Below are 22,558 nucleotides of genomic sequence, written 5' to 3'. Positions count from 1 at the left end.
AAATTACAAGCATTTTCGAATGTATGTTCGCAATTGGGTTAAATTACCACTTAAAATCCACACTATGAAACCAAAGAACAGAAAAAGTATTATATATAGAAGAAACAGGCCCCAAAAATCAATAAACGCAGAAAAAAGCACACAAAAAGAGCGCGGTCCCTTTTGGAACCGCGTGTCTGTTACAGGAATTTATTTTGCAGTGTCTAACCGTTATCTGGCATATCCTTCCGGATTATTCTTCTGCCAATTCCATGAATCACAGCACATATCCTTTAAACTGTGTTTTGCCTTCCAGCCTAATTCCCTCTCCGCTTTTGATGGATCTGCATAGCATCTTGGAACATCTCCAGGTCTTCGGTCCTTCATAACATAAGGAATCTTTAAATTGTTGGCTTCTTCAAAAGCATGAATCACATCAAGAACACTATAGCCAATACCAGTTCCCAGATTATAGATCCACACACCGCCTTTTGCGCCTTCAAACTTCTTTAAAGCCTTTACATGACCATCTGCCAGATCAACAACGTGAATGTAGTCTCTTACGCAAGTTCCGTCAGGTGTATCATAATCCCCTCCAAATACACCAAGACATTCTAATTTACCAACCGCTACCTGGGTGATATAGGGAAGAAGGTTATTGGGAATTCCTTTTGGATTCTCACCGATACGTCCGGATTCGTGGGCTCCAATAGGGTTAAAATACCGTAAAAGCATAACATTCCACTCGGGATCTGCCGTATTCAAATCACTTAATATCTGCTCCAGCATCCCTTTTGTCTGACCATAAGGATTGGTAATATCTCCTTTTGGACACTCCTCAGTAATCGGAACAAAAGCAGGATCGCCATATACGGTTGCAGAAGAACTGAATACAATATTCTTCACCCCATGATTCCTCATCACATCACAGAGAATAAGGGTTCCAGTAATATTATTGTGATAATATTCAAGAGGTTTTCCTACGGACTCACCTACTGCTTTTAAGCCGGCAAAGTGAATGACGCCGTCTATGTTTTCTTTTTCAAATATGTGGTCAAGTGCTTCCCGGTTCAGTAAATCCGCCTCATAAAATGCCAGCTTTTTTCCTGTTATCTCCATGACACGCTCTACAGACTCTTTGCTGGAATTACACAGATTATCCACTACTACCACTTCATAACCTGCATGTAATAATTCAATACAGGTATGGCTTCCTATGTAGCCAGCTCCTCCAGTAACCAAAATTGCCATCTTATTTCCTCCTTTAAATATGTATGTCTAAGAACATTATAAGCAGAATTCAAGAAAATGACAATGCAGAATTCTAAGAAAAACCTACAGTTTTCTTAGTATTATCCCTTCACGCTTCCAGCCGTCACTCCGCCAATGATGAATTTTGACAGACATAGATAAATAATTGCAACAGGAATGATCGCAATTGTTATGAGCATATACACCTGCCCCATATCAAATTTCAGAAAATCAGCACTTCGGAGTTGAGCAATCAAAATAGGAAGTGTTTTCTTTCCGTTGGATTTCAAGACAAGTGAAGGAACAAAATAGTTATTCCAGGAAGCAACAAACGCAAAGATGCCCTGCACAGCCAACGCTGGTTTTACAATCGGAAGGACAATAACATGAAAGGTATTAAATTCATTAGAACCATCAATTCTTGCAGACTCAATAATCTCAAGCGGAAGATTGCTTTCATAATAAGAAACCATGAAATAAAATACCACCGGGGCTGCCATTGATGGCAAAATCAATGGAATAAAGCTATCCATTAACCCCATTGCACCAATTAATCTTAAAAAACCAAGAGTCGTTACCTGGGTTGGAATCATCATAATTAGAATGATGAATAAATATACTGCTCTCCGAAACCGAAATTCATAAGCATGAATTGCATATGCGGTCATTGCAGAAACATACACTGACAGAACGGAACAGCTTCCTGCAATAATCAGACTGTTTAAAACTCCCCGTAAAACAGGAAGATTATTATTCTTTAATACATGAGACAGATTCGTTCCAAAAGATTTGCCGGGAATAAAGGAGAATCCCTTTGAAATCTCAGGATGGGATCTGGAAGCATTGATTACAAGACAGTAAAAAAAGAAGAGGCACAAAAAAACCAAAATCAACAAAACAGCATAAACAAATACTTTCTTTATCTTCTTTAAACTGCTCATTCCTAACGGCCCCCTTTCTTTTTATCAGAACCTGTTAATACAAAAAATACCACAAGACTCAGCAGTGCTGTGATGATAAACAAGATCACGGACAGAGCTCCTGCCATTCCATAATTCTTGCTGTAGAGATGATTATTTAAAAACATAATTAAGGTCATGCTGGTTCGGTCAGGACTTCCTTTTCCGTTGGTCAGAACCTGGGGAACATCAAACATCTGAAGTCCGCCAATCAAAGAAGTAATTAAAACATAAATAAAAATAGGCTTAATAACAGGCATGGTAATCTTCGTAAAGATCTGGAAAGACTTTGCTCCATCAATTGACGCTGCTTCAAACAAAGTTCCGTCTACTCCCATAATGGCAGCCATAAGTAAAATTGTGGTGTTGCCAAACCACATCATAAAATTCATAAGGCCAATCAGTCCTCTGGTTCCCCATACGGTAGTCAAAAAACGAACCGGCTCTTTTGATATTCCTATATTAATTAGTAAATGATTCATTGGACCATCATCAGAAAAAAGTGCAAATATCAGCATGGCAAAAGACGCTGCCATAATCACATTTGGAAGATAAATGACCGTTTTAAAGAATGAACTGCCTCTCAGTCTCAAACGCATATCCGCAAACCAGACTGCCAAAAGGAGGGATATAATGATCTGAGGTACAAAACCAATAATCCATAATATCATTGTATTGCCAAGATATTTAAGCAAATCACTTTCAAATATAGAACTGTAATTTTCAAATCCCACAAAAGTCGGACCGATCTGGGTAAGACCGGAACGGTAATTCTCAAACAGACTGTTATAAAATGTATTAATTAAAGGAATAAAAGAAAACACCAAATAAATTGTAAAAAACGGTATGAGGAAGATATAGCCCCACTTGGCGTAACTGACTTTTTTGGTGACCTTTTCCTTTTTTACTTTTACCATAGCAAAACCTCCTGCTTTTATGCAGGGCGGGATCAGCCGCCCTGCAGTGTTCAGCTACTCGGTCTTTAAATCCGGGTACTTTTCCTTAATTGAAGTATAAAAATTCTTCAGTGCTGTTTCTTTATCAACAGTTCCATTAAAATAATCGTGCATGGAAATCTGTAAGCTCTCATTAATTCCCTGATCATATGGAGAAATCATGCTCATATCAATCTTTTCTGCTGCATCACAATACATCTGCAAAGGATTCTGTCCGCCGAGAAATTCCGATTTATAATCGCTCTTTGCAAGAGCTTCCATAACGGTCTTGTTATTTACAAAGTCATTCTTTTCTTCAACAATCTTTTTCATGGTTGCGTCATCCGTGCAGATGGTCTTCATAATGTCTGCTACAATCTCTTTATTGTCACTTCCTGCCGCTGCACAAAGCCAGGTTCCTCCCCAGTTGTAGGATTCAGGACCAATGGTTGCTGCCCAGTCTCCATAAGAGCCATTTCCAGCTTCCTGTTTGCCGCCCTCTGCTTCTGCAACCGCAAGAGAGTTTTTCGCCATAACAAAATCAACTCCCCATGCGGGCATAAAATAGCCGAATACTTTTCCTTCCGGACCCTGTCCGGATGCCCATTCTGCTGCCCATAAAACAGTTTTCTCATTATATCCCTGATCTGTATAATTCTTTGTCTGTTCAATCCATTTCTCCATATTGGGATCAATGACTACTTTATCCCCATCAACCCATGGTGCTGATACGTTATTGGAGAACGTACGGTATGTATCATCAAAACCAGATACCATATAGTATCCTTTGTCTTTCATCATTCCTGCTGTCTTGTCAAAGGAATCCCAGTCGTTGATTGCCTTTTGAACTTCTGCAGGATCATCTGTACCAAGCACTTCTTTTGCAATGGAACGACGGTAAATGTAAAGTCCTGGACACCCCTGCCAGGATATCCCCTTCTGTGCTCCATTGGAATCCTGTGCAATTACTTTGGTATAATCATACTGTTTTGACATATCTTCATCCGTAATACCAAGTTCTTTTAAATCCATGGTACTGTCAGAATTCACATATTTTAAAATATAATCTGCCTCTACAAGAAACATATCCACCTTATCATCCGCTTTTGCATTTTCCTGGTTTAGCAAGGCTTCATCAAGAGCATTCTGGTACGCATTGTTCTCGCTGGGTGTGGTTACGAAATTCACCGTATAATCCTTAGGCAGCTTTGATGCGTAGTAAGCATCAAAACGCTCTTTGAACTCGTCATTCCAAACATATATATTAATAACTTTTCCTTCTGACTCTTCCCCTTTTTTTGCTTCCTTTTCCGTCGTCTGCGCTGGATCTTTGCTGCCAGTACTCTGGCTTTCTACATCCTTCGCTCCACAGCCGGCAGCCAGAGACACTACCATTGCTGCGCATAAGAATCCACTTAATACCTTCTTCTTCATATTACCTCTCCTTTTCTAAAAAACTATTGTGATACATCTACAGTCCCAACCGATTCCCCCATAAGCAGTTCTCCTTCCACAATAATCTGCTCTGTAAATGTAGTTTTGGGGGTTTCGATCGTACTTATTAATTTTTTAGCAGCCTGACTGCCTATGGCTGCTGTATTCTGCCGAATCGTTGTAAGCCTGGGATTTAAAAGCTGGGAAATCCTGCTTCCATCGTATCCTGCAACAGAAATGTCTTCCGGTACCTTTAAGTTTCTTGCCCTTATTTCGTTAAGACCGCCAATCAGCGCCGTATCATCCGGATATAAAATACAGGTAGGCGGGTCTTTTTGCTCCAGCAACTTACTGGTGCAAAGAGCTGCCTGACTAACATTTAAGTAATCTGCTTCCACGGTATAACTGTCCGGTATCTCAATGTTATGATTTTCAACAAACCGGTAAAAGCTAGTAAGCCTTGATTTGGTAACAGCCGTATTCTGTCCGTGTATATAAGCAATCTTTCTATGCCCTTTTTCATAAATATAATTCAGAAGAACTTCAATGCCTTTTGCATTATCAGATAAAACAGAGGAACAATTTTCATGAATATGATCCACTGTAACTACGGGAATGTCACTGGAAAGCAGTTCGTTCACCTCTGGATTGTCAAAATTCACACATGCGATCACAACTCCATCTACATTGCGATATCTGCAATGATCGTAGTAGGACACCTTTTTCCTGCCAATCTGACTGTTTATAAAGGTGATATCATATCCCTGCTTCTCCGCTTCCACCTTGAATCCTTCCAGTACGGCTGCGAAATATTCATGAGTAAGACCGCTGTTGGCTTCATCTACAAACAAAACTCCAATATTATAACTTTTGTTTGTTTTTAGAGATCTTGCGGCAGCATTTGGATAATATCCTAATGTTTCTGCTGCCTTTTTAATTCTCTGTTTTGTTGTCTCACCAATATCACTCTGATCATTGAGTGCCTTACTTACTGTGGCAACGGATACTCCGCAGTACTGCGCCAGTTCTTTCATAGAAATCATATGTCTCACCTTTTTCACTTAATCGTTTTCGTATCTTCACTATACCCCCTTTACAGAAAAAAATCAATACTTTTTTATTATTTTATCCAACTTATATAGATTATACGTTTATAATTTAGGCATTATTACATGTAAACAACGATAGGCCACAGTATTTCTATTAAAAAGAATATTTTTCTCTTGTTTTTTTTTGATAAATAGTCTATTATTGCTTTATATCTTTCTTTTATCTTACTTAAACGTTTTCGTAAAATGTCGTTTTTTGTGTTTATAACTTCAGCCGAAAGGAGTTTCCAATTATGAAATATGGTTATTTCGATGATCAGGAAAAAGAATATATCATTACTGCTCCGGACACTCCGCTTCCCTGGATTAATTATCTGGGCAGCGAAGATTTCTTTTCCCTGATCTCCAACACTGGCGGAGGCTACAGCTTCTATAAAGATGCAAAGCTCTTGAGGCTGACCCGGTATCGCTATAATAACGTTCCCTTAGACAGCAATGGTCATTACTACTATATTAACGAAAGCGGGACCATCTGGAATCCAGGCTGGCAGCCCTCACAGACCCCTCTCGATTTCTATGAATGCCGTCATGGGCTGGGTTATACGAAATATACAGGGAGCAAGCAGGGATTGACGGCGGAGGTTACAGCCTTTGTACCATTAAAAGATCCATGTGAAATCAACAAAATAACCGTGATGAATAAAACAGATCTGCCAAAAGATTTTACCCTGTTTTCCTATGTGGAATTCTGCCTGTGGAATGCGGTGGATGACATGACAAATTATCAGAGAAACCTAAGCATAGGGGAAGTGGAGGTGGAAGGATCCGTCATCTATCACAAAACAGAATACAGAGAACGCCGAAACCATTACGCTTATTATTCTGTCAATTCAGAGATTGACGGATTCGAAACAGACCGGAATGCTTTTCTTGGTACATACGGCTCCAATAAAGAACCCGATATGGTACAAAAATGCCACTCCACCAATTCCATGGCAAGCGGCTGGTCTCCCATTGGTTCCCACTGTCTCAACATTCATCTTGAAGCTGGAGAGAAAAAAGAACTTATCTTTATTTTAGGCTATGGTGAAAATCCTGCCGACCAGAAGTGGGAAGGTCAAAATATTATCAACAAACAATCTGCTGCTTCTCTTCTTGCCAGATACCATACCGCCCTCCAGGTTGATGAAGCACTTTTGTCTTTAAAGGAATACTGGAATCAGCTTCTTTCCTCTTACTCGGTTTCCATGGAGGATAAAAAAACAGCCAGAATGGTAAATATCTGGAACCAGTATCAGTGTATGGTTACCTTTAACATGTCCCGTTCCGCTTCTTACTATGAATCCGGAGCAGGCAGAGGAATGGGATTTAGGGATTCCTGCCAGGATCTTTTAGGATTCGTACATATGGTTCCCAAAAGAGCAAGGGAACGAATCCTTGACATTGCCGCCACTCAATTTGAAGATGGAAGTGCCTACCATCAGTATCAGCCCCTTACCAAAAAGGGAAACTCTGATATCGGAAGCGGATTTAATGATGATCCACTATGGCTAATCGCAGGCGTATCTGCTTACATCCGTGAAACCGGGGATTGGGATATCCTGGAAGAGTCCGTTCCTTTTGATAATGATGAATCAAAAAGCCAGCCTCTTATGGAACATTTAAGACGGTCCTTTTTGTTCACCAAGTCTCATTTAGGTCCCCATGGTCTCCCTTTGATTGGCCGTGCCGATTGGAATGACTGTCTGAATCTCAACTGCTTTTCAACCGAACCTGGAGAATCTTTTCAGACTTCCGGTCCTTCGGAAGGTCCTGTCGCTGAATCGGTGATGATTGCAGGCATGTATGCAAAATACGGAATGGAGTATGCAAAAATCTGCCAGATAAAAGGATTGACCGAGGAGGCCCTTTTGGCAGAACAATCGGTCAAAGATATGATTGATGCTGTTAATCAATCAGGTTGGGATGGAAACTGGTTTCTCAGAGCATATGACGCGTTTGGAGAAAAAGTGGGCTCCAAAGACTGCGAGGAAGGGAAGATCTTTATTGAACCCCAGGGCTTTTGTGTTATGGGAGGCATTGGTATAAAAGACGGGCTTGCCATACAGGCTCTGGACAGCGTAAAGGAATATTTAGACACTCCTTATGGCATTGTGATTCTCCAGCCAGCTTACTCCGGTTATCAGAAACATCTGGGTGAAATCACCTCCTATCCACCCGGATATAAAGAAAACGCAGGAATCTTCTGTCATAATAATCCCTGGATTTCCATTGCAGAAACCATGGTGGGCAGAGGAAACCGGGCTTTTGAAGTATATCAAAGAACCTGTCCTGCTTACCTGGAAGAAATCAGTGAGATTCATAAAACAGAACCATACGTCTATTCCCAGATGATTGCAGGTAAAGATGCGAAAAATTTTGGTGAAGCAAAAAACAGTTGGCTTACGGGAACTGCCGCATGGTCCTTTGTCAATATATCCCAGTACATTCTCGGAATTCGTCCCGGCTTTCACGGACTGATTCTAGATCCCTGTCTTCCTGATTTTATAAAAGAATTTTCAGCAGTACGAAAATTCCGGGGAGCGGACTACTATATTAATGTAAGACGGAATCAATCCGATACTAAAACATCCTCCTTGATTTACGTTGACGGAAGTCCTATAGAAGGAAATGAAATTCCTTTCATTGATGGAAAAAAAGAATATCACATTACCCTTATGATCTAAGAACGAAAAGGCAGAGCCCATAGTATGGCTTTGCCTTTTTTCTCCTTCTATGTTATAATACAAAACAAAAATGGATAAGGAGATTACTATATGAATTTCTTGCAATTAGCAAAAGAACGATACTCCGTTCGTAAATTCAGTGACCGCAAAGTAGAGCGGGATAAACTTGACATGATTTTAGAGGCGGGCAGAGTTTCCCCTACTGCAGTCAACTACCAGCCGCAAAGAATTCTGGTAATTGAAAGTCCGGAGAATCTGGAAAAACTAAAATCCTGTACCGTCTATCATTTCCATGCTCCCATGGCACTGCTGGTATGCTATGACTCCACCGCCAGTTGGAAAAGATCTTACGACCAGAAAGATATGGGAATGGTTGATGCCAGCATTGTAACCACACATATGATGCTTCAGGCAGCTGACTTAGGTCTTGGCACTACCTGGGTTGGACACTTCGACCCGGAAGCTATCCGCACTGCATTTCAGATTCCTGATTTTCTGACTCCTGTCGCACTTCTCCCCCTTGGATATCCAAGAGAAGACTGCCGCCCTCACCCACTCCATGGGAAACGGTTTGATATAGAACATGAGGTTTTCTTTGATTCCTTTGATGGAATTGAAAAAGGCAAATCTGATCCAGAATCATAAAAGGGCAATAAGCCTCACCCTGGTCCGATCTCCCAAACAGGAGTAAAGGCAGGATGAGGCTGTTTTATTGAATTCTTTCATGCAAGCCAACGCATTCATCTGCATATACTCTATATATACTATGCACATTAATGCTAGGAGGCTTTTCATGGAAAAAATTCTGGACAACGAATATTATGACCTAATTATAAGCAACTCTCTGATTCCCAGTTCGCATTTTGAACAAACCGCAACCAGACTTAACGAAAAGTATTCCTTGCTTCACCTGCATAAAAACAATATGGATCTCTGCGATCTGGGATTTTATTCTTACGATAGTTTTCCCTCACTTTTTACCCTTTGCTCAAAAGTGAGTATGGAAAAATCCGGGGTTGAAGATATAAAAAAGCGAGCCCAGCTAAATCTCAATGGGTTAGGAGTCATTGTAGGGGTCATTGATACTGGAATTGATTACCAACACCCTGCCTTTCGTAACCATGATGGTTCCACCAGGATTCTGAGTATATGGGATCAGACAGATCAAAGCGGAAAGCCTCCGGAAGGATTTCATTACGGTTCAGAATACAGCAACAAACATATTAATACTGCATTAAAATCAAATAATCCTTTACATATAGTTCCCACAACCGATATGAATGGGCATGGAACCGCAATTGCCAGTATTATCTCCGGCACTCCTGACGAAGAGGAATCTTTTACAGGCATTGCACCACAAACAAAACTGGCTGTTGTCAAACTAAAGGAAGCAAAAAGCAGCCTGAAAAATATTTTTCTTGTGTCTGATGATTCACTTTGCTATCAGGAATCTGACATTCTTCTTGGAATCCGCTTTTTGTTATCTTTATCCCAACGGCTGAACCGGCCACTGATTCTATGTATTGCTCTGGGGAGCAGCCAGGGCGGACACAGCGGCAGAGGTGCTCTCAGCTCCTACTTAGACCAAATTGTCAATCTGCCAAAAACTGACGTTACCATTGCAGTTGGCAATGAAGGAAATAAAAAAAGGCACTATTATTATGATGTAACCTCACCCCCATATGAAAATAGTTTTTGTCTGAACGTTGGGAATAAAGAATCCCTATCTCTGGAAATATGGCCGTTTCCACCTGGAAGAATCTCACTGGAAATTGTCTCTCCTGATGGAGCATATCTTACCAGCCAGCCTCCTATCCACAGTGGCTGTAAAAACTATGAGATGCTCCATGGTGACAGTAAAATATGGGTTAACAACATTACTATGGAGGGGGAATCGGGAGATCAGCTTATTCTGGTACGTTTTAAAGATCCTCTGCCGGGATCCTGGATCTTAAAAGTCTGTAACATGGAAAATGAGCCTTTTAATTTACACGCCTGGCTTCCTTCCAGCAATTTAATCTCTTCAGAAACTTATTTTTATGATTACACATCTTCAACTACAATTACATCTCCTGCCAATGCAAGAAATCCGCTTACTGTCACCGCTTATAACCAGTTTACCAACCACATTCTGGAAGAATCAGGCAGAGGATACAGCCGTTTTGGAGCAATCACTCCTGATGTTGCCGCACCAGGTTACAAAATCCCCTGTGCCATTCCCGGAAACAGTTATGGGACTCTTACAGGCACAGGTGCCGCTGCTGCCCACGCTGCCGGAATAGCATCTCTTGTCATGGACTGGGGGGTCTGCCAGGGAAACCAGACCTCAATCACAGGTCATACGATCAATCGTATGATTGTTCGCGGCGCAAGGCGAAGCGATTCCAATTCTTATCCAAACAACATATGGGGATATGGAAAAATTGACGCATTTCACTTATTTGAACGTATTTCAGCCTTTTAGAATAATTCCAAACAACGGGAAGTTGAAACATGAATCTGTAATGACATTTTGTATAAAAAACATCTTAATCACATAAAAATACGCTTTGGTCTGGATTAAACCCATACCAAGGCGTATTTTGTGCATTGTGTTCCATTAAAGCTGCTATCGTAACAATATTTTATTCTTGTTTAAATTTTCATGTTACTTCTGTGTTTTTTTACATAATACAGAGATGATATTACCATGCCCGACAAAGCAATTCCGGCAAGAGTCAGATATCCGGTCCTCATACTGAAAGACGAAGCCAGAAAACCTGTAAAAACAGGAAATGTGGTCATACCAATTGCATAAACTGCCTGAAAAAGCCCCATAGCTGTGGAACGTCTGTCAGAGGGAATACCACACATCGCTTCCGATGTCAGATAAGAAAACAAAATCCCGGTAGACATGCCAGGAAGAATCTGAAGCAGCAAAAGTTCCTGAACCGTATCTGCTGATGGTACCAGAATGCAGTATACCGCTACGATTCCAAATACAAAGGGAATCCAGAACCTGGGTCCTTTGCGGCAGCATAAAAATGTAGAAGCAAATGCGGCAAAACATACAGCAGAAATCATATATATAATAGAAGATATTCCAATAAGTTCATTGGATGCACCAAGATCTTTTAATATCTGATTAGTAAATGACATGGCGGTTGTAAGCTGAATTCCTTGCTGTATTAAGGCAAGGATGGAGAACAGCCATAATCTCTTTCGTTTACAAACAGAAAATAAAACTTTTAAATTAACAGTATTGTTTCTGCTGCAGGATTCCTTAATCTGAAAAGACACGAAAAAAGCTGCAATTCCCGCCATCACGCTTAATATGCAAATGCCTTTCATGCCTATGATTCTATAACTGACCGTACTGAAAAGGAACCCCAAAAGCATACCAAAGTTATTAAACATCACAATTTTACTGGTGGCACACTGCTGGCTTTTTGCTGAAAAGTGATTGGTATAAAACACCATAAATGAAATCCACATGGCAGATGCAAGTCCAGAGAAAAGATTTGCAACCAGAAATCCCAGTCCACAATCCCAAAATATCCGGAAAAGTGATGCCAGCCCGGAAAAAAGAGCTCCTGCCATGATGAAACATTTATGTCTGCCCAGGGAATCAGCACAGATTCCAAGGGGAAAACGGAAAATCAACTGAGTAATTCCATATCCACCAACCACAATTCCTATAAAAGTACTGCTTACTCCTAAAAAAGTCAAATAAGTGGTTTGAAAGGGGATATAAATATACTGCGCAAACCAAAACAAAGAAACCATAATGAGGTAGCTTATCTCTTGCCTGCGCGTAAATGTTTGTTTCTTCAATTTATGTTCCTTCATTTCTTTTTCTGTTGAGAATATTCTTCTCGTATACGATGAATATGAACAGTCAGATATATTTCTTCCTGCCTGGACAACCGGGTGGTAAACTTTTCCTGGATATAGATTCCAATCTTCTTCACACATTCATATTCACTTGGACAGCTCTCAATCACATGGTCGTAAAAAGCATCCTCATAATCATACAAATCCTGGCTTCCCTTAACCAGTCTTTGGGCAAAAAGCCTTAAATGAGTGAGGAATCGGTTATAGCCCATTCCTTCTTCATTATAAATGATAGAGAAATTGTATTTGACAATATCAAGAATCCCTTTGACCGTCTCAAATATAATCTGGTTGTCCGTTTCATTCGAATTATTTGTCTGGGCATTGATAAAATGAAATGCAATATTACCCGCCTCACCAATTGGTAAATCTACATCAAGCCGCTCCTTTATAAGCCGTAATGCGTATAGCCCTACTTCATATTCCTCCGGATTAAAACGCTTTAATGTCTGCGTATAAAAATTCTGTATAAAAATCCCCTGGTGATATCTTTTTACAGCAAAAGAAAGGTGATCGGTAAGTCCCAGATAGATATGTTCCATCAGTTCCATCGAAAAAGCCTCAATGGCATAGTCAATCACCTGTTTTGCCAGTTCAAAATAAGTACTGTCTATTTCAGAAGCAAGCCGTATAATGTTCTTTGAAATAGACCGGTCTTTTAACACGAACACTTTTTCAATGTCTTCACTTTTTAAATGATGACCAATGGATTTATGAAAGCCAATGCCTTTTCCCATCAGGATCACTTCCCTGCCACTGTCATCAAGTGCCAGCAGCAGTGAATTATTCATTACTTTAATAACTCTCATAATCCAACCCCATTTCTGTTGTTTAGAGATCCTCTCCATTGGTTTCAATGACGCGCCGATACCAATGGTAGCTGTCTTTTTTAATTCGGCGCATATCTTTCAAATCATGATCATCCCGATTGATATAAACAAACCCATAACGTTTTTTAAATCCTTCATGGGAACTGAGTAAGTCCATGAAAGACCATGGGGCATACCCAAGCATTTCAACTCCATCTTCTATTGCCTGGCTGCATGCAAGAATATGTGCTTTTAAGTATTCAATCCTGTAATCGTCATGAACCTGTTCATCTTCTGTTAAGGTGTCAGCCGTACCAAGACCATTTTCCGTAACAATAAGAGGAAGGTGGTACTTCTGATAGTAATTATTCAGTACCGTTCGAAGCCCTAATGGATCAATCTGTGCTCCATACTCACTGGAAGCCAGATGTTCATTTTTTATATGATGGAAATAGCCATACTGGTCGAAATCCACCTCATTCGTGGGAAATGTTCTCTCCCCTCTTGGATGAGATTCATCTGCCGGTAAATAGCTGACACAAAGAGTCCGATAATAGTTTAATGCAATAAAATCCATTTTTGCATCTTTTAAGATCTCCTCATCTCCATCGAACATAATGGGGACAATCTTTCTTTCCTCCAGATATCGCATGTAATATCCCGGATACCGTCCATAATAGTGCATATCCAGACAGTAGTCTGTTTTAAACCAGTCATTTAAACGGGCTGCCCATACATCCTCAGGACGATTACTGCTTGGATAAGTACAGGTAGAAGATATTGCAGGACCAATCTTTCCTTCCGGAATTATGGCATGACATGCTTTTACTGCCAGGGCATGAGCCAGAAACATGTGATAATCCATCTGTGCCCGCTGTCGATCCGCTTCCCACTTATCGTCTGAATTAATATTTACTCTTTCATCCACACGAACCATGAGGTTTTGTTCATTGTGGACCTGCCAGTAAGTGACTCTGTCGCCGAATTCTTCAAAACATATTCTGGCATAACGCTCAAAAGCTTTGACACATTCCCTTGACTCCCAGCCATTGTATTTCTCAACAAGGGCATAAGGAAGATCAAAGTGGTACAAGGTGATAAATGGCTTAATCCCATTCTCCAACAGACAATTTATCACATCGTTGTAAAAATCAATTCCAGCCTGATTCATCTCCCCGTCTCCATCCGGTATAATTCTGGACCACGCTATGGAAAAACGGTATATATCCAGTCCCAATTCTTTCATCAGCCCGATATCCTCAGGCCAGTGATGAAAAAAATCACTGGCAACTTTACTGTCCGCCTGTAAATGAGAACGTTTAAAAGAATTGATATCAGCAACGCTGGGGCCTTTGCCGCCTTCATCCCAGCCACCTTCGATCTGGAATGCGGAAGATGATGCTCCCCACAAAAAGCCTTCCGGGAATTTTGTATTTATTTTTTTCATCTCAAACCTCCTTTACTGATTCTTCTGGATTGCAATTACCGGCTTATTGAATGCTGCATTTATACCAGCGATACCGGAAACCTCCTTAAACACAGAGGTGTTGCTTACGATTACAGGAACGATGGTATCGTAACCATCTTTCTTTAGCGCATCTATATCAAATTCCAGAATCTTTGTTCCCTTTGCAATATGTGTTCCTTCTTCTACAAACTTTTTAAAATGTTTTCCTTCCAACTGAACCGTATTAATACCAACATGTATAATCATTTCAACACCATTATCCAACATAAGACCAAGAGCATGAAGGGTTGGATAGATTAAGGTTACCGTACAGTCTTCTGGTGCAACTACCTCTCCTTTTTCAGGAATAATCGCAATTCCATTGCCAAGCGCTAAAGATGAGAAAACTTCATCGTTTACTTCCGTCATGGAAACCGCTTCTCCCTCAATAGGAGAATCAATTAAAATATCTGCTTCTGAAACATTGGTATTCGCTTTAACAGGAACTGATATTTCTTCTTTCTTTTTCTTACCTTCCGTTTCATCAAAACCAAACAGGTAAGTAAGTATCATTGCCCCAAAGAAAGAAACTCCTACACCAATCAGATAATACGCAAATTTTCTCATTCCAAATGCGGCATACGTTGCAAAGGTAAGAATACCATTATTGGCAAAAGAATCTCCATACACACCGCCAATTCCCATAATTGCTCCACCAATTGCCCCACAGATGATGGCATAAATCATGGGACGTTTTAAACGTAGATTGCAGCCATAGATAGCGGGTTCTGTAATTCCACAGACGGAAGCAGAAATAGCGGCTGATGCTGCTACTGTTTTTAAATCTTTATTTCTGCTTTTTAACATTACTCCAAGAGCGGCCCCACCCTGGGAAAAGTTAGCAGCGCCTGCAAATGCAAGAAGATTTTGATGTCCAAACTGTGCTACGTCATTAATTCCAATAGGAAGAAGGGCTCTGTGGGCTCCAAATATAACAAACACACACCACATTCCTCCAATAAAGGCTCCGCAGATTGCCGGACTTAAATTCATCATTCCGCTATAGATAAAATTAATCGCATTGCCAATATAAATACCGATAGGACCAAATACCATAAAAGTAGCAGGTATCATAACTAAAAGAGAAAGACCAGGCACAAGAATAATCTTTAAAACTTCCGGTATTATCTTTTCTAAGAACTTTTGTACATAGGACAGAATAAAAACTCCGATGATAATAGGAATTACGGAAGAGGCATAGCTTGCTTTTGTAATTGTTACCCCAAACATACTTACTACATCCTGCCCCGTCATCAATGCCACGACCGAAGGATAACACATCGTTCCTCCAAGTGCCATGGCAATAAACTCATTGGCTTTAAATACTTTTGCACTGGTATAAGCTAAAATAATCGGCATAAAATAAAACAGCGCATCCGTACCTGCCATCAAAAGTGTATAGGTCTGATTTAAAGTAATATCCACTCCATGCTTCGCAGCGATAATTTTGGCTATGGTAAGAAATCCCTTTAAAAGTCCTGATGCTGCAATTGCCGGAACCATAGGTGTGAACATGGCAGAAACCGCAATCAGAATCCGGTTCCAGATGGAAACCTTCTCTTCGCCAAGTTCTGTGCTTTCCTCCACAGACAGCAAAGGAACCATTGCATCGTAAACATTGTTCACTTTTGTTCCCAGCACCACCTGGAACTGCCCACCGCTTTCTACTACAGAAATAACACCTTCCAGATGTTCAATCATTTCTTTATTCGCTTTTTTTGAATCTTTTAACTGAAATCGCAATCTTGTAAAACAGTGGGTCAATGCTTTTACATTTCCGGACCCGCCAACATTCTTAATAATATCTTTGGCTATTTGATTATAATTCATGTTCAAAACCCCTTTCAAGTATTTTTTATTTTCTCTTCCCTTTAGATTGACAAAATAAAAAGACCCAATCAAACGACTTCCTCATAAGACAAAATACCCCATCTGTCTTATTCCCATTCGTTTAATCCGATCTTGCCTGCATTACCAGTAACACGTCTTCTCTCAAACTTATTCAGTTGTATTTGATACAAATTAAATATAACACGATTATAACCGCCATGCAACTACATTTTAAGCTTTTCAGCATTCTATACCATTAATCCTGCTCTTTACAGCGATTACGATACTCATTCATAAGATTTCTAAATATCTCACCATTGGTTGGCGGCGTATAGGTTACTGCATTTGCTCCAGCTTCAATCACTGCCTCAATCGTCTCTCTATTGGGTCCTCCCGTAGCAATAATCGGAAATGTCTCATCAATCCTGCGCAAAGCCTTAACAATCTCTACTGTATTCTTGCCTCCTGAGACATTCATAATCCTGGCGCCTGAGAGAAGCATTCGCTCTTCCAGATTTTCATTGATGGAGATAACAGACAATACAATTGGAATATCAACATATTCGGTTAGCTGCCGAACAAAGTCCGTCTTCGTAGGCGCATTTAACACAACGGCTGTGGCTCCATGTAACTCCGCATCAAGAGCGATGTCCCGGACTCTCGCCCCAGAAGTGGTTCCGCCACCCACACCGGCAAAAACAGGCTTCTGTGCTACATCTATAATAGCTTTTGTAATCTGCATGGTTGGAGTAAAGGGATATAAGGCAATAATTGCATCCGCATTGCTGTTTGCTATGATCGCAACATCTGTAGAAAATAACAGTGATTTAATCCGATGTCCATTGATAATAATTCCCGTTGCCCGATTAATGGCATCCGGCACAATTACGGTATGGCTTCTTAACTGTGTGTTAATTCTTGGCACAAATCTTTCCTTCATATGTTTGCCCCCTCTTTAATACTCCGGATGACCAGTTATTTTACTTGTGGATTCCTAACAAGTTCAGGCTGAATGCCCATCAATTTTAGGCTTACAGGTGCTCATGCCCCATAATAAATGAATTCAGAGAATTGAAAGAGACATATTTTTTCATACTCTACTTTACACTACCACAATTATTTTAAACCATTTTTCACATTATAACATACACCTGGAATCAATGTCATTCTAAATTTTGAGAAATCACTTTTATATTTTTCTAAACACAACAAACCCGAAATCAATTAAGACTTCGGGTTTGTTTTATCTTTTGAAAGCAATCATTTGTATTTTAAATTATATGTAACATCTTCTTTTGTATATATGTATTTTACTACATATGTCAGAATTTGTCAATATTTCTTTTCATGAATTCTTATTGTTATTTTAACTCCACAAATCTCTCGATCAAGGGTCCGTTCCCTTTACTTCTCATGTGAACCTTTGTGTAAGCTTTATCCTTACAAAAATTTTTAAACTTTTTTCTGTAAGGATAAATAATACAGCTGTATCTTACTGAACATATCTTCTATAATCATACGATTATTGAGCCTGTCATAGATTCTGATCTTCCGGTTGCCCGGTTTTTTCACATATCTGCTGTTATCATCAAAATCAGGAGCTTCTTCCTCCCGGTAATATCCCTTCTGAGGGTCCAAAAGGACTCCCACTGCACCAGAATCTCCCATAACCCAGCATTCGGGATTGATCCAGGACTTGTGTTCCATATTGGCAGACGCAAACTCTATGAGCTGACGGTAAAGGTAGGCTCCCAGTTCTCCCATGGGTCCTACCCGGAGCTTCAATTCTGCAACGGAAACAAGAGTGGTCTTATAGGCATTGCTTGGAATCTGCCACAATGCCGCAGACGAAGAAAAAAGGACTCTGGCTGCCAGCATATCATTGTTGAGATTGCATTCATTCCCTCCCTGGGGATAGCGTCCTCCTCCCACCCAGACCGCTGTCAGGCGGTTCTGGATCTCCGGGTGTCTGAGTATTGCCGCAGCTATATCCGTCAGTGCCCCCAGGTTCAGTATATAGAGAGGACGCTCATCCTCCTTTAACGCTTCCTTAACGATCAACTGAGCTCCCTGGCTGTATTCATAGGTTTCCCTGCTCTCCAGCCTTTTATCTGCACCTAATAAAACAGGGTACTGCCCCTTTGTTCCTGTAAGCACAGCCAGCTTCTTCATCTCTTCATAAGAAAGCCGATTTGTGCCTTCCTCCCGGAAATGAACTGCAACCATTCCCTTTATCTCAAAGCTTCCGGTCAAAAGAGCATGGACAATGGCATACTGGTCATCGGCCTCATTCTTTGCATCGCTGCATATAATGACACGGACTTTTCTATTCTCCGGTATGGAAAGCATTGGAATTCTCCTCTCTGTAAAGCAACCACTGTTCCCCATGGAAATCTCCCTGGGACCGTTTTAAATCCAGGCCTATGTTCATAAGAAAACTTCCATGCACAACCATGCGGTCAGCTTCTCCCACCCGTTCCACCCGGTATAAGGCTTCTGCTTTTAATCCTTTCAGCTTCAACCTTTTGGGAACGGTATTGGCCTTTGCAAGAATCTGAACAAAGCTTACCATTCCTTTGCTTCCGTCCTCTGAAATATACAGAAAAGCCCGTTCATTTCCTTCTTTTTTCAGCCTGTACAGTTCCCCGTTCCAGACAATTTCCCGGATTTGTTTGTAAAAATCCGTCTGCCTGTGGATTTCCTGTTTTTCTTCTTCTCTCAGTGACGTCAGATCCAGTTCATACCCCAGATTGCCCTGCATGGCAACCAGACCTCTGGTGGAAAGAGGCGTAATTCTTCCTATCATGTGGTTTGGACAGGCCGATACATGGCAGCCCATGGTCACCGAGGGATATACATAGGAGGTCCCAAGCTGAATGTCCAGCCGCTCCACGGCATCCGTATCGTCGCTAGTCCAGATCTGAGGCATGTAATAAAGCATTCCAGGATCAAAACGTCCTCCGCCTCCCGCGCAGCCTTCAAACAGCACATCTTTATGACGCCGGGTCAGTTCCTCTAAAATCCGGTAAAGCCCAAGAATATACCGGTGTCCCAGTTCCTTTTGCCGGTCCCCTTGAAGAAAACAGGAATTCCATTCCGTTATATTGCGATTCATATCCCACTTTACATAGGACACAGGAACCTCCCTAAGAATCCGGTCAACGGATTCAATGATATAATCCTGCACCTCTTTGCAGCTTATATCTAACACCAGTTGGTTCCTGGCAAGCTGCATGGGACGCCCCTGGACCTGAATGGCCCACTCCGGATGGCTTCTATATAAGCCGCTGTCCGGTGACACCATCTCCGGTTCAAACCACAGACCAAATAAAAGTCCCCGGCTGCGGATTTCTTCCGCCAGTTCTCTCAGGCTTCCTCCCAGCTTCTCCCGGTTCTCCGTCCAGTCACCCAGGGAGCTTTCATCGCTGTTTCGTTTTCCAAACCAGCCGTCATCCAGTACAAAGCATTCCATTCCCAGTTTGACCGCTTCATCTGCCAGCTCCAAAAGCTTTTTCTTATCAAAATCAAAATAGGTGGCTTCCCAGTTATTAATCAGGATCGGTCTTTTTCTGCCTGTCCCTTCCCGAAAGGCTTCTGGAAGCAGACATTCCCGGTAGAGCCGGTGAAAGCTTCTTGACATGGCCCCAAGCCCCTGTCCGGAATGGATCATTACCACCTCAGGACTTACAAAGGATTCTCCCTTTTCCAGCCGCCAGGAAAATCCAAAGGACTGGATTCCCATCATAAACCGGGTATTCTGGTGCATATCCACTTCAACGCCTGCCTCAAAACTTCCGCTGTAGATCAGATTCATGGCCCATACATTGCCCTTATCTTCCTCTGCTCCAGGCTCTGCCAGTGCCAGAAACGGGTTCTGGCCATGGCCGCTGGCTCCTCTTAAGCTTTCCACGCAGAAACTACCCTGTCTGATTCTCTGCCTGTTCTCATGACATTCCCTGGCCCAGGCTCCATTTAGAGTAATGGCATCATACTGGTCATCCAGAAAGGAAAAGCACCCAGACATCAGCCGTTCGATCTGCATGGCTCCCTGATTTCCATTTGTTACCTTTACGCTTTGGGTTATGGCATCATAGGCTTCAAAAACTCCATAGGTCAGGGTTACTTCCACTCCGCTTATACTGTCTCTCAATATTAGTTCCAGACACTGGGCTTCTTCCGTTAAGACCGAAGGCAGCCCTTCCAGTTTCTTTTTCCCCTGATACTGCCGGTATCCAAAAAACCGAAGATCTGTCATTTGTGAACCGTCTTCATAGGAAAACTGAAAGGCCGGCTTTCTCAAATCCGGATTTCCCCAGGAAGGATAGAGCACCGGATACTGTTCCAGCCTGAAATCCTTGATTCCGTCTGTGCCGCATAAATAGCTTGCCTTTTTTATATCCTTTGCAATAAGGCTGAACGCCTCCTCCTCAACCCTGCTGCCCCAGTAAAGGCTTATCAGGTGACCGCTTGGCATTACATGAAAAATCATGGAGGTACGTGCCGTGACGAGATGAAACGTCCTTTCCTGCTCCAATACACGAATCACAGTTTTTCCTCCCCTTCTGTCTGGTAAAACTCTTTAAACAGAGCCGATGTATCCTTATTAAAATTATCAACGGCCGTAATTCCTACTACCGCTCCTGTATAAGCCCAGCCATCTGCATGTTCATCGCTTAATATGGAAGCGTCCAGAACCGGTCCGATCTTTTTAAATTCCTCATCCCCTGCTGCGTAATAAAACTGCAGGTTTTTTTGGTTAACACAGACTTTCAGCCGTACCCATTCCACTGTTTTTGGCAGATATTCATACTGCCCTTCCAATGGTTCCTGGAACTGGAAATTATCGTTGGTTAAAAGATTGACCATGGGACACTGTTTTTTCTCATCATATCCTATATAGAGGTAATGAAACACCTTTGTGTTGTAATAGCAAACCAACCCTGCGGACTGGGAATAATGATAGGGATTAAATTTCACACTGGTTCCTGCCGTAAAGCAAAAGCTCTCCCATCTTCTTGCAATAACAGACTGGTCAAACAAAGAAGTAAGGGAATCGTTCCCTTTTAACAAAAGCCCCTGGTCTGTAATCAGAGTCTTATGACCCAAGGGACGGCGCAGTGACAGCCACTCCTCCTGTTCCAGATCCGTGTCCTTAGAAAAGAATGTCCGGTACTCTTTGAAGGTTTCCTTTTTTACAGCTCCCTCTGGTGCTTCCACTTCTAAATGAGGCACACAGTCCCCCTGTACCATTCTAGGCCAGCCGTCGATCCATACAATCTTCTGCAGCGCTGTTTCCCTGCCCAGAACACAGACCGGTTCCTCTTTCAGATACCGGGCGCACAGATGGGTCATGTACCAGCTTCCATCGGGAGTTTCCACAAAATTGCCGTGTCCCGATTTCTTTAACACCGTATCCTTTTCCCAGGATGTAATCAGCGGATGGTAAGGGGATATTTCATAAGGCCCCCATAAGTTCTCAGACCGGGCCACACAGATGGAATGATGCCGACCGGTACCGCCCTCGGCTGCAAGGATGTAGTAATATTGGTCCTTCTTCATCAGATGAGGACCTTCCGTTCCGCCTGTACCGCTTCCCCGGAATACCACTTCTGACCGGCCCACCATTCCTTTCTCCATGTCAAATTCCTGAAGAATCAGTCCGTTGAACTTCTGGTGCCCTTTTAAAGGTCTGGAATCCCACTGGGGATTTAACACATAATGTTTTCCATTTTCATGAAACATGGAAGGATCAAAGCCGGAAGCATTGATAAAGACAGGAGTGCTCCACGGTCCCTCTATGGAAGGGGAGGTTGTAACATAATTTTCCACATCTTTAAAATAGCCGTCAATCTGCCTGCTTACGGTATAAATAAGATAGAAAATCCCGTTATCATAGGAAAGGGCAGGCGCCCAGATCCCAGCTGAATCGGGAATCCCCCTTAAATCCAGATCCTTTAATATTCCTCCTTTGGAAGTCCAGTTGACCAGATCCTCGGATTCATAAAGGGATACGCCGGGAAGCCATTCAAACGTGGATGTAATCATATAGTACTTTCCCTCTGCCCTGCAGATGCAGGGATCGGGGTGAAACCCTCTTAAAACCGGATTATGAATCACGGCTCTCTCAGGAAGATTTGTATGTGCAGTCTCTGTATTCATAATGCGCCTCCTTATGTTTTCCCTTACTGTCAGCCAGTATTCTGTCA

General features: G+C 41.7%; 16 protein-coding genes. 3 read left to right on the top strand and 13 right to left on the bottom strand.

Annotated features, from left to right (window positions below):
* Positions 1 to 210: 210 nt before the first annotated feature.
* The 5 genes from galE to FAY33_RS00790 form a co-directional block, all read right to left on the bottom strand.
* On the bottom strand, positions 211 to 1,230 hold the full coding sequence (galE, locus tag FAY33_RS00810) for a UDP-glucose 4-epimerase GalE (protein ID WP_143318866.1): 1,020 nt from the start codon (positions 1,228 to 1,230) through the stop codon (positions 211 to 213).
* 101 nt (positions 1,231 to 1,331) lie between these two features.
* Positions 1,332 to 2,171, bottom strand: coding sequence for a carbohydrate ABC transporter permease (locus tag FAY33_RS00805; RefSeq protein WP_143318865.1), 840 nt, complete (start codon positions 2,169 to 2,171; stop codon positions 1,332 to 1,334).
* Positions 2,172 to 2,173: 2 nt separating this feature from the next.
* Positions 2,174 to 3,106 carry a sugar ABC transporter permease gene (locus FAY33_RS00800; protein WP_143318864.1) on the bottom strand — a complete coding sequence of 311 codons (933 nt, stop codon included), beginning with the start codon at positions 3,104 to 3,106 and terminating at the stop codon, positions 2,174 to 2,176.
* Between the two features lie 54 nt (positions 3,107 to 3,160).
* A complete protein-coding gene (locus FAY33_RS00795) occupies positions 3,161 to 4,558 on the bottom strand; it encodes an ABC transporter substrate-binding protein (RefSeq protein ID WP_143318863.1) in 1,398 nt (465 codons plus the stop codon).
* A 23-nt stretch (positions 4,559 to 4,581) separates the two neighbouring features.
* Positions 4,582 to 5,601, bottom strand: a complete 1,020-nt coding sequence (locus FAY33_RS00790; RefSeq protein WP_143318862.1) for a LacI family DNA-binding transcriptional regulator — start codon at positions 5,599 to 5,601, stop codon at positions 4,582 to 4,584.
* A gap of 299 nt (positions 5,602 to 5,900) precedes the next feature.
* On the opposite strand from FAY33_RS00790, the gene FAY33_RS00785 reads away from it, so the two are divergent.
* From FAY33_RS00785 to FAY33_RS00775, 3 genes are all read left to right on the top strand, one after another.
* Entirely contained in the window at positions 5,901 to 8,333 is a 2,433-nt protein-coding gene (locus tag FAY33_RS00785; RefSeq protein WP_143318861.1) for a glycosyl transferase, read from the top strand.
* A gap of 90 nt (positions 8,334 to 8,423) precedes the next feature.
* Entirely contained in the window at positions 8,424 to 8,978 is a 555-nt protein-coding gene (locus FAY33_RS00780; RefSeq protein ID WP_143318860.1) for a nitroreductase family protein, read from the top strand.
* 148 nt (positions 8,979 to 9,126) lie between these two features.
* Positions 9,127 to 10,797, top strand: a complete 1,671-nt coding sequence (locus FAY33_RS00775; protein ID WP_143318859.1) for a S8 family peptidase — start codon at positions 9,127 to 9,129, stop codon at positions 10,795 to 10,797.
* A gap of 170 nt (positions 10,798 to 10,967) precedes the next feature.
* On the opposite strand, the gene FAY33_RS00770 is transcribed toward FAY33_RS00775, so the two are convergent.
* From FAY33_RS00770 to FAY33_RS00735, 8 genes are all read right to left on the bottom strand, one after another.
* The gene (locus FAY33_RS00770; RefSeq protein WP_243126511.1) at positions 10,968 to 12,098 is read right to left on the bottom strand and encodes an MFS transporter; all 1,131 of its coding nucleotides are present in this window, start codon (positions 12,096 to 12,098) and stop codon (positions 10,968 to 10,970) included.
* Between the two features lie 59 nt (positions 12,099 to 12,157).
* Positions 12,158 to 13,015 (bottom strand): PRD domain-containing protein, encoded by an 858-nt coding sequence (locus tag FAY33_RS00765; protein ID WP_143318857.1) that lies wholly within the window; start codon positions 13,013 to 13,015, stop codon positions 12,158 to 12,160.
* 22 nt (positions 13,016 to 13,037) lie between these two features.
* Positions 13,038 to 14,453, bottom strand: a complete 1,416-nt coding sequence (locus FAY33_RS00760; RefSeq protein WP_347562652.1) for a glycoside hydrolase family 1 protein — start codon at positions 14,451 to 14,453, stop codon at positions 13,038 to 13,040.
* Positions 14,454 to 14,474: 21 nt separating this feature from the next.
* Positions 14,475 to 16,352 (bottom strand): beta-glucoside-specific PTS transporter subunit IIABC, encoded by a 1,878-nt coding sequence (locus tag FAY33_RS00755; protein ID WP_143318855.1) that lies wholly within the window; start codon positions 16,350 to 16,352, stop codon positions 14,475 to 14,477.
* 256 nt (positions 16,353 to 16,608) lie between these two features.
* The gene (locus FAY33_RS00750; protein ID WP_143318854.1) at positions 16,609 to 17,292 is read right to left on the bottom strand and encodes a hydrolase; all 684 of its coding nucleotides are present in this window, start codon (positions 17,290 to 17,292) and stop codon (positions 16,609 to 16,611) included.
* A gap of 512 nt (positions 17,293 to 17,804) precedes the next feature.
* The gene (locus FAY33_RS00745) at positions 17,805 to 18,701 is read right to left on the bottom strand and encodes a nucleoside hydrolase (protein ID WP_185967447.1); all 897 of its coding nucleotides are present in this window, start codon (positions 18,699 to 18,701) and stop codon (positions 17,805 to 17,807) included.
* Entirely contained in the window at positions 18,679 to 20,898 is a 2,220-nt protein-coding gene (locus tag FAY33_RS00740; RefSeq protein ID WP_243126510.1) for an alpha-galactosidase, read from the bottom strand. The genes FAY33_RS00745 and FAY33_RS00740 overlap by 23 nt, the downstream gene beginning before the upstream one ends.
* Entirely contained in the window at positions 20,895 to 22,511 is a 1,617-nt protein-coding gene (locus tag FAY33_RS00735) for a glycoside hydrolase family 43 protein (protein WP_143318852.1), read from the bottom strand. The genes FAY33_RS00740 and FAY33_RS00735 overlap by 4 nt, the downstream gene beginning before the upstream one ends.
* Positions 22,512 to 22,558 lie beyond the last annotated feature (47 nt).

The sequence above is a fragment of the Clostridium sp. HBUAS56010 genome, from assembly GCF_007115105.1.
Lineage (GTDB): Bacteria > Bacillota > Clostridia > Lachnospirales > Lachnospiraceae > Lacrimispora.
The sequence above is the reverse complement of the archived record's forward strand: the minus strand, read 5'-3'. Positions and strand labels throughout refer to the sequence as shown.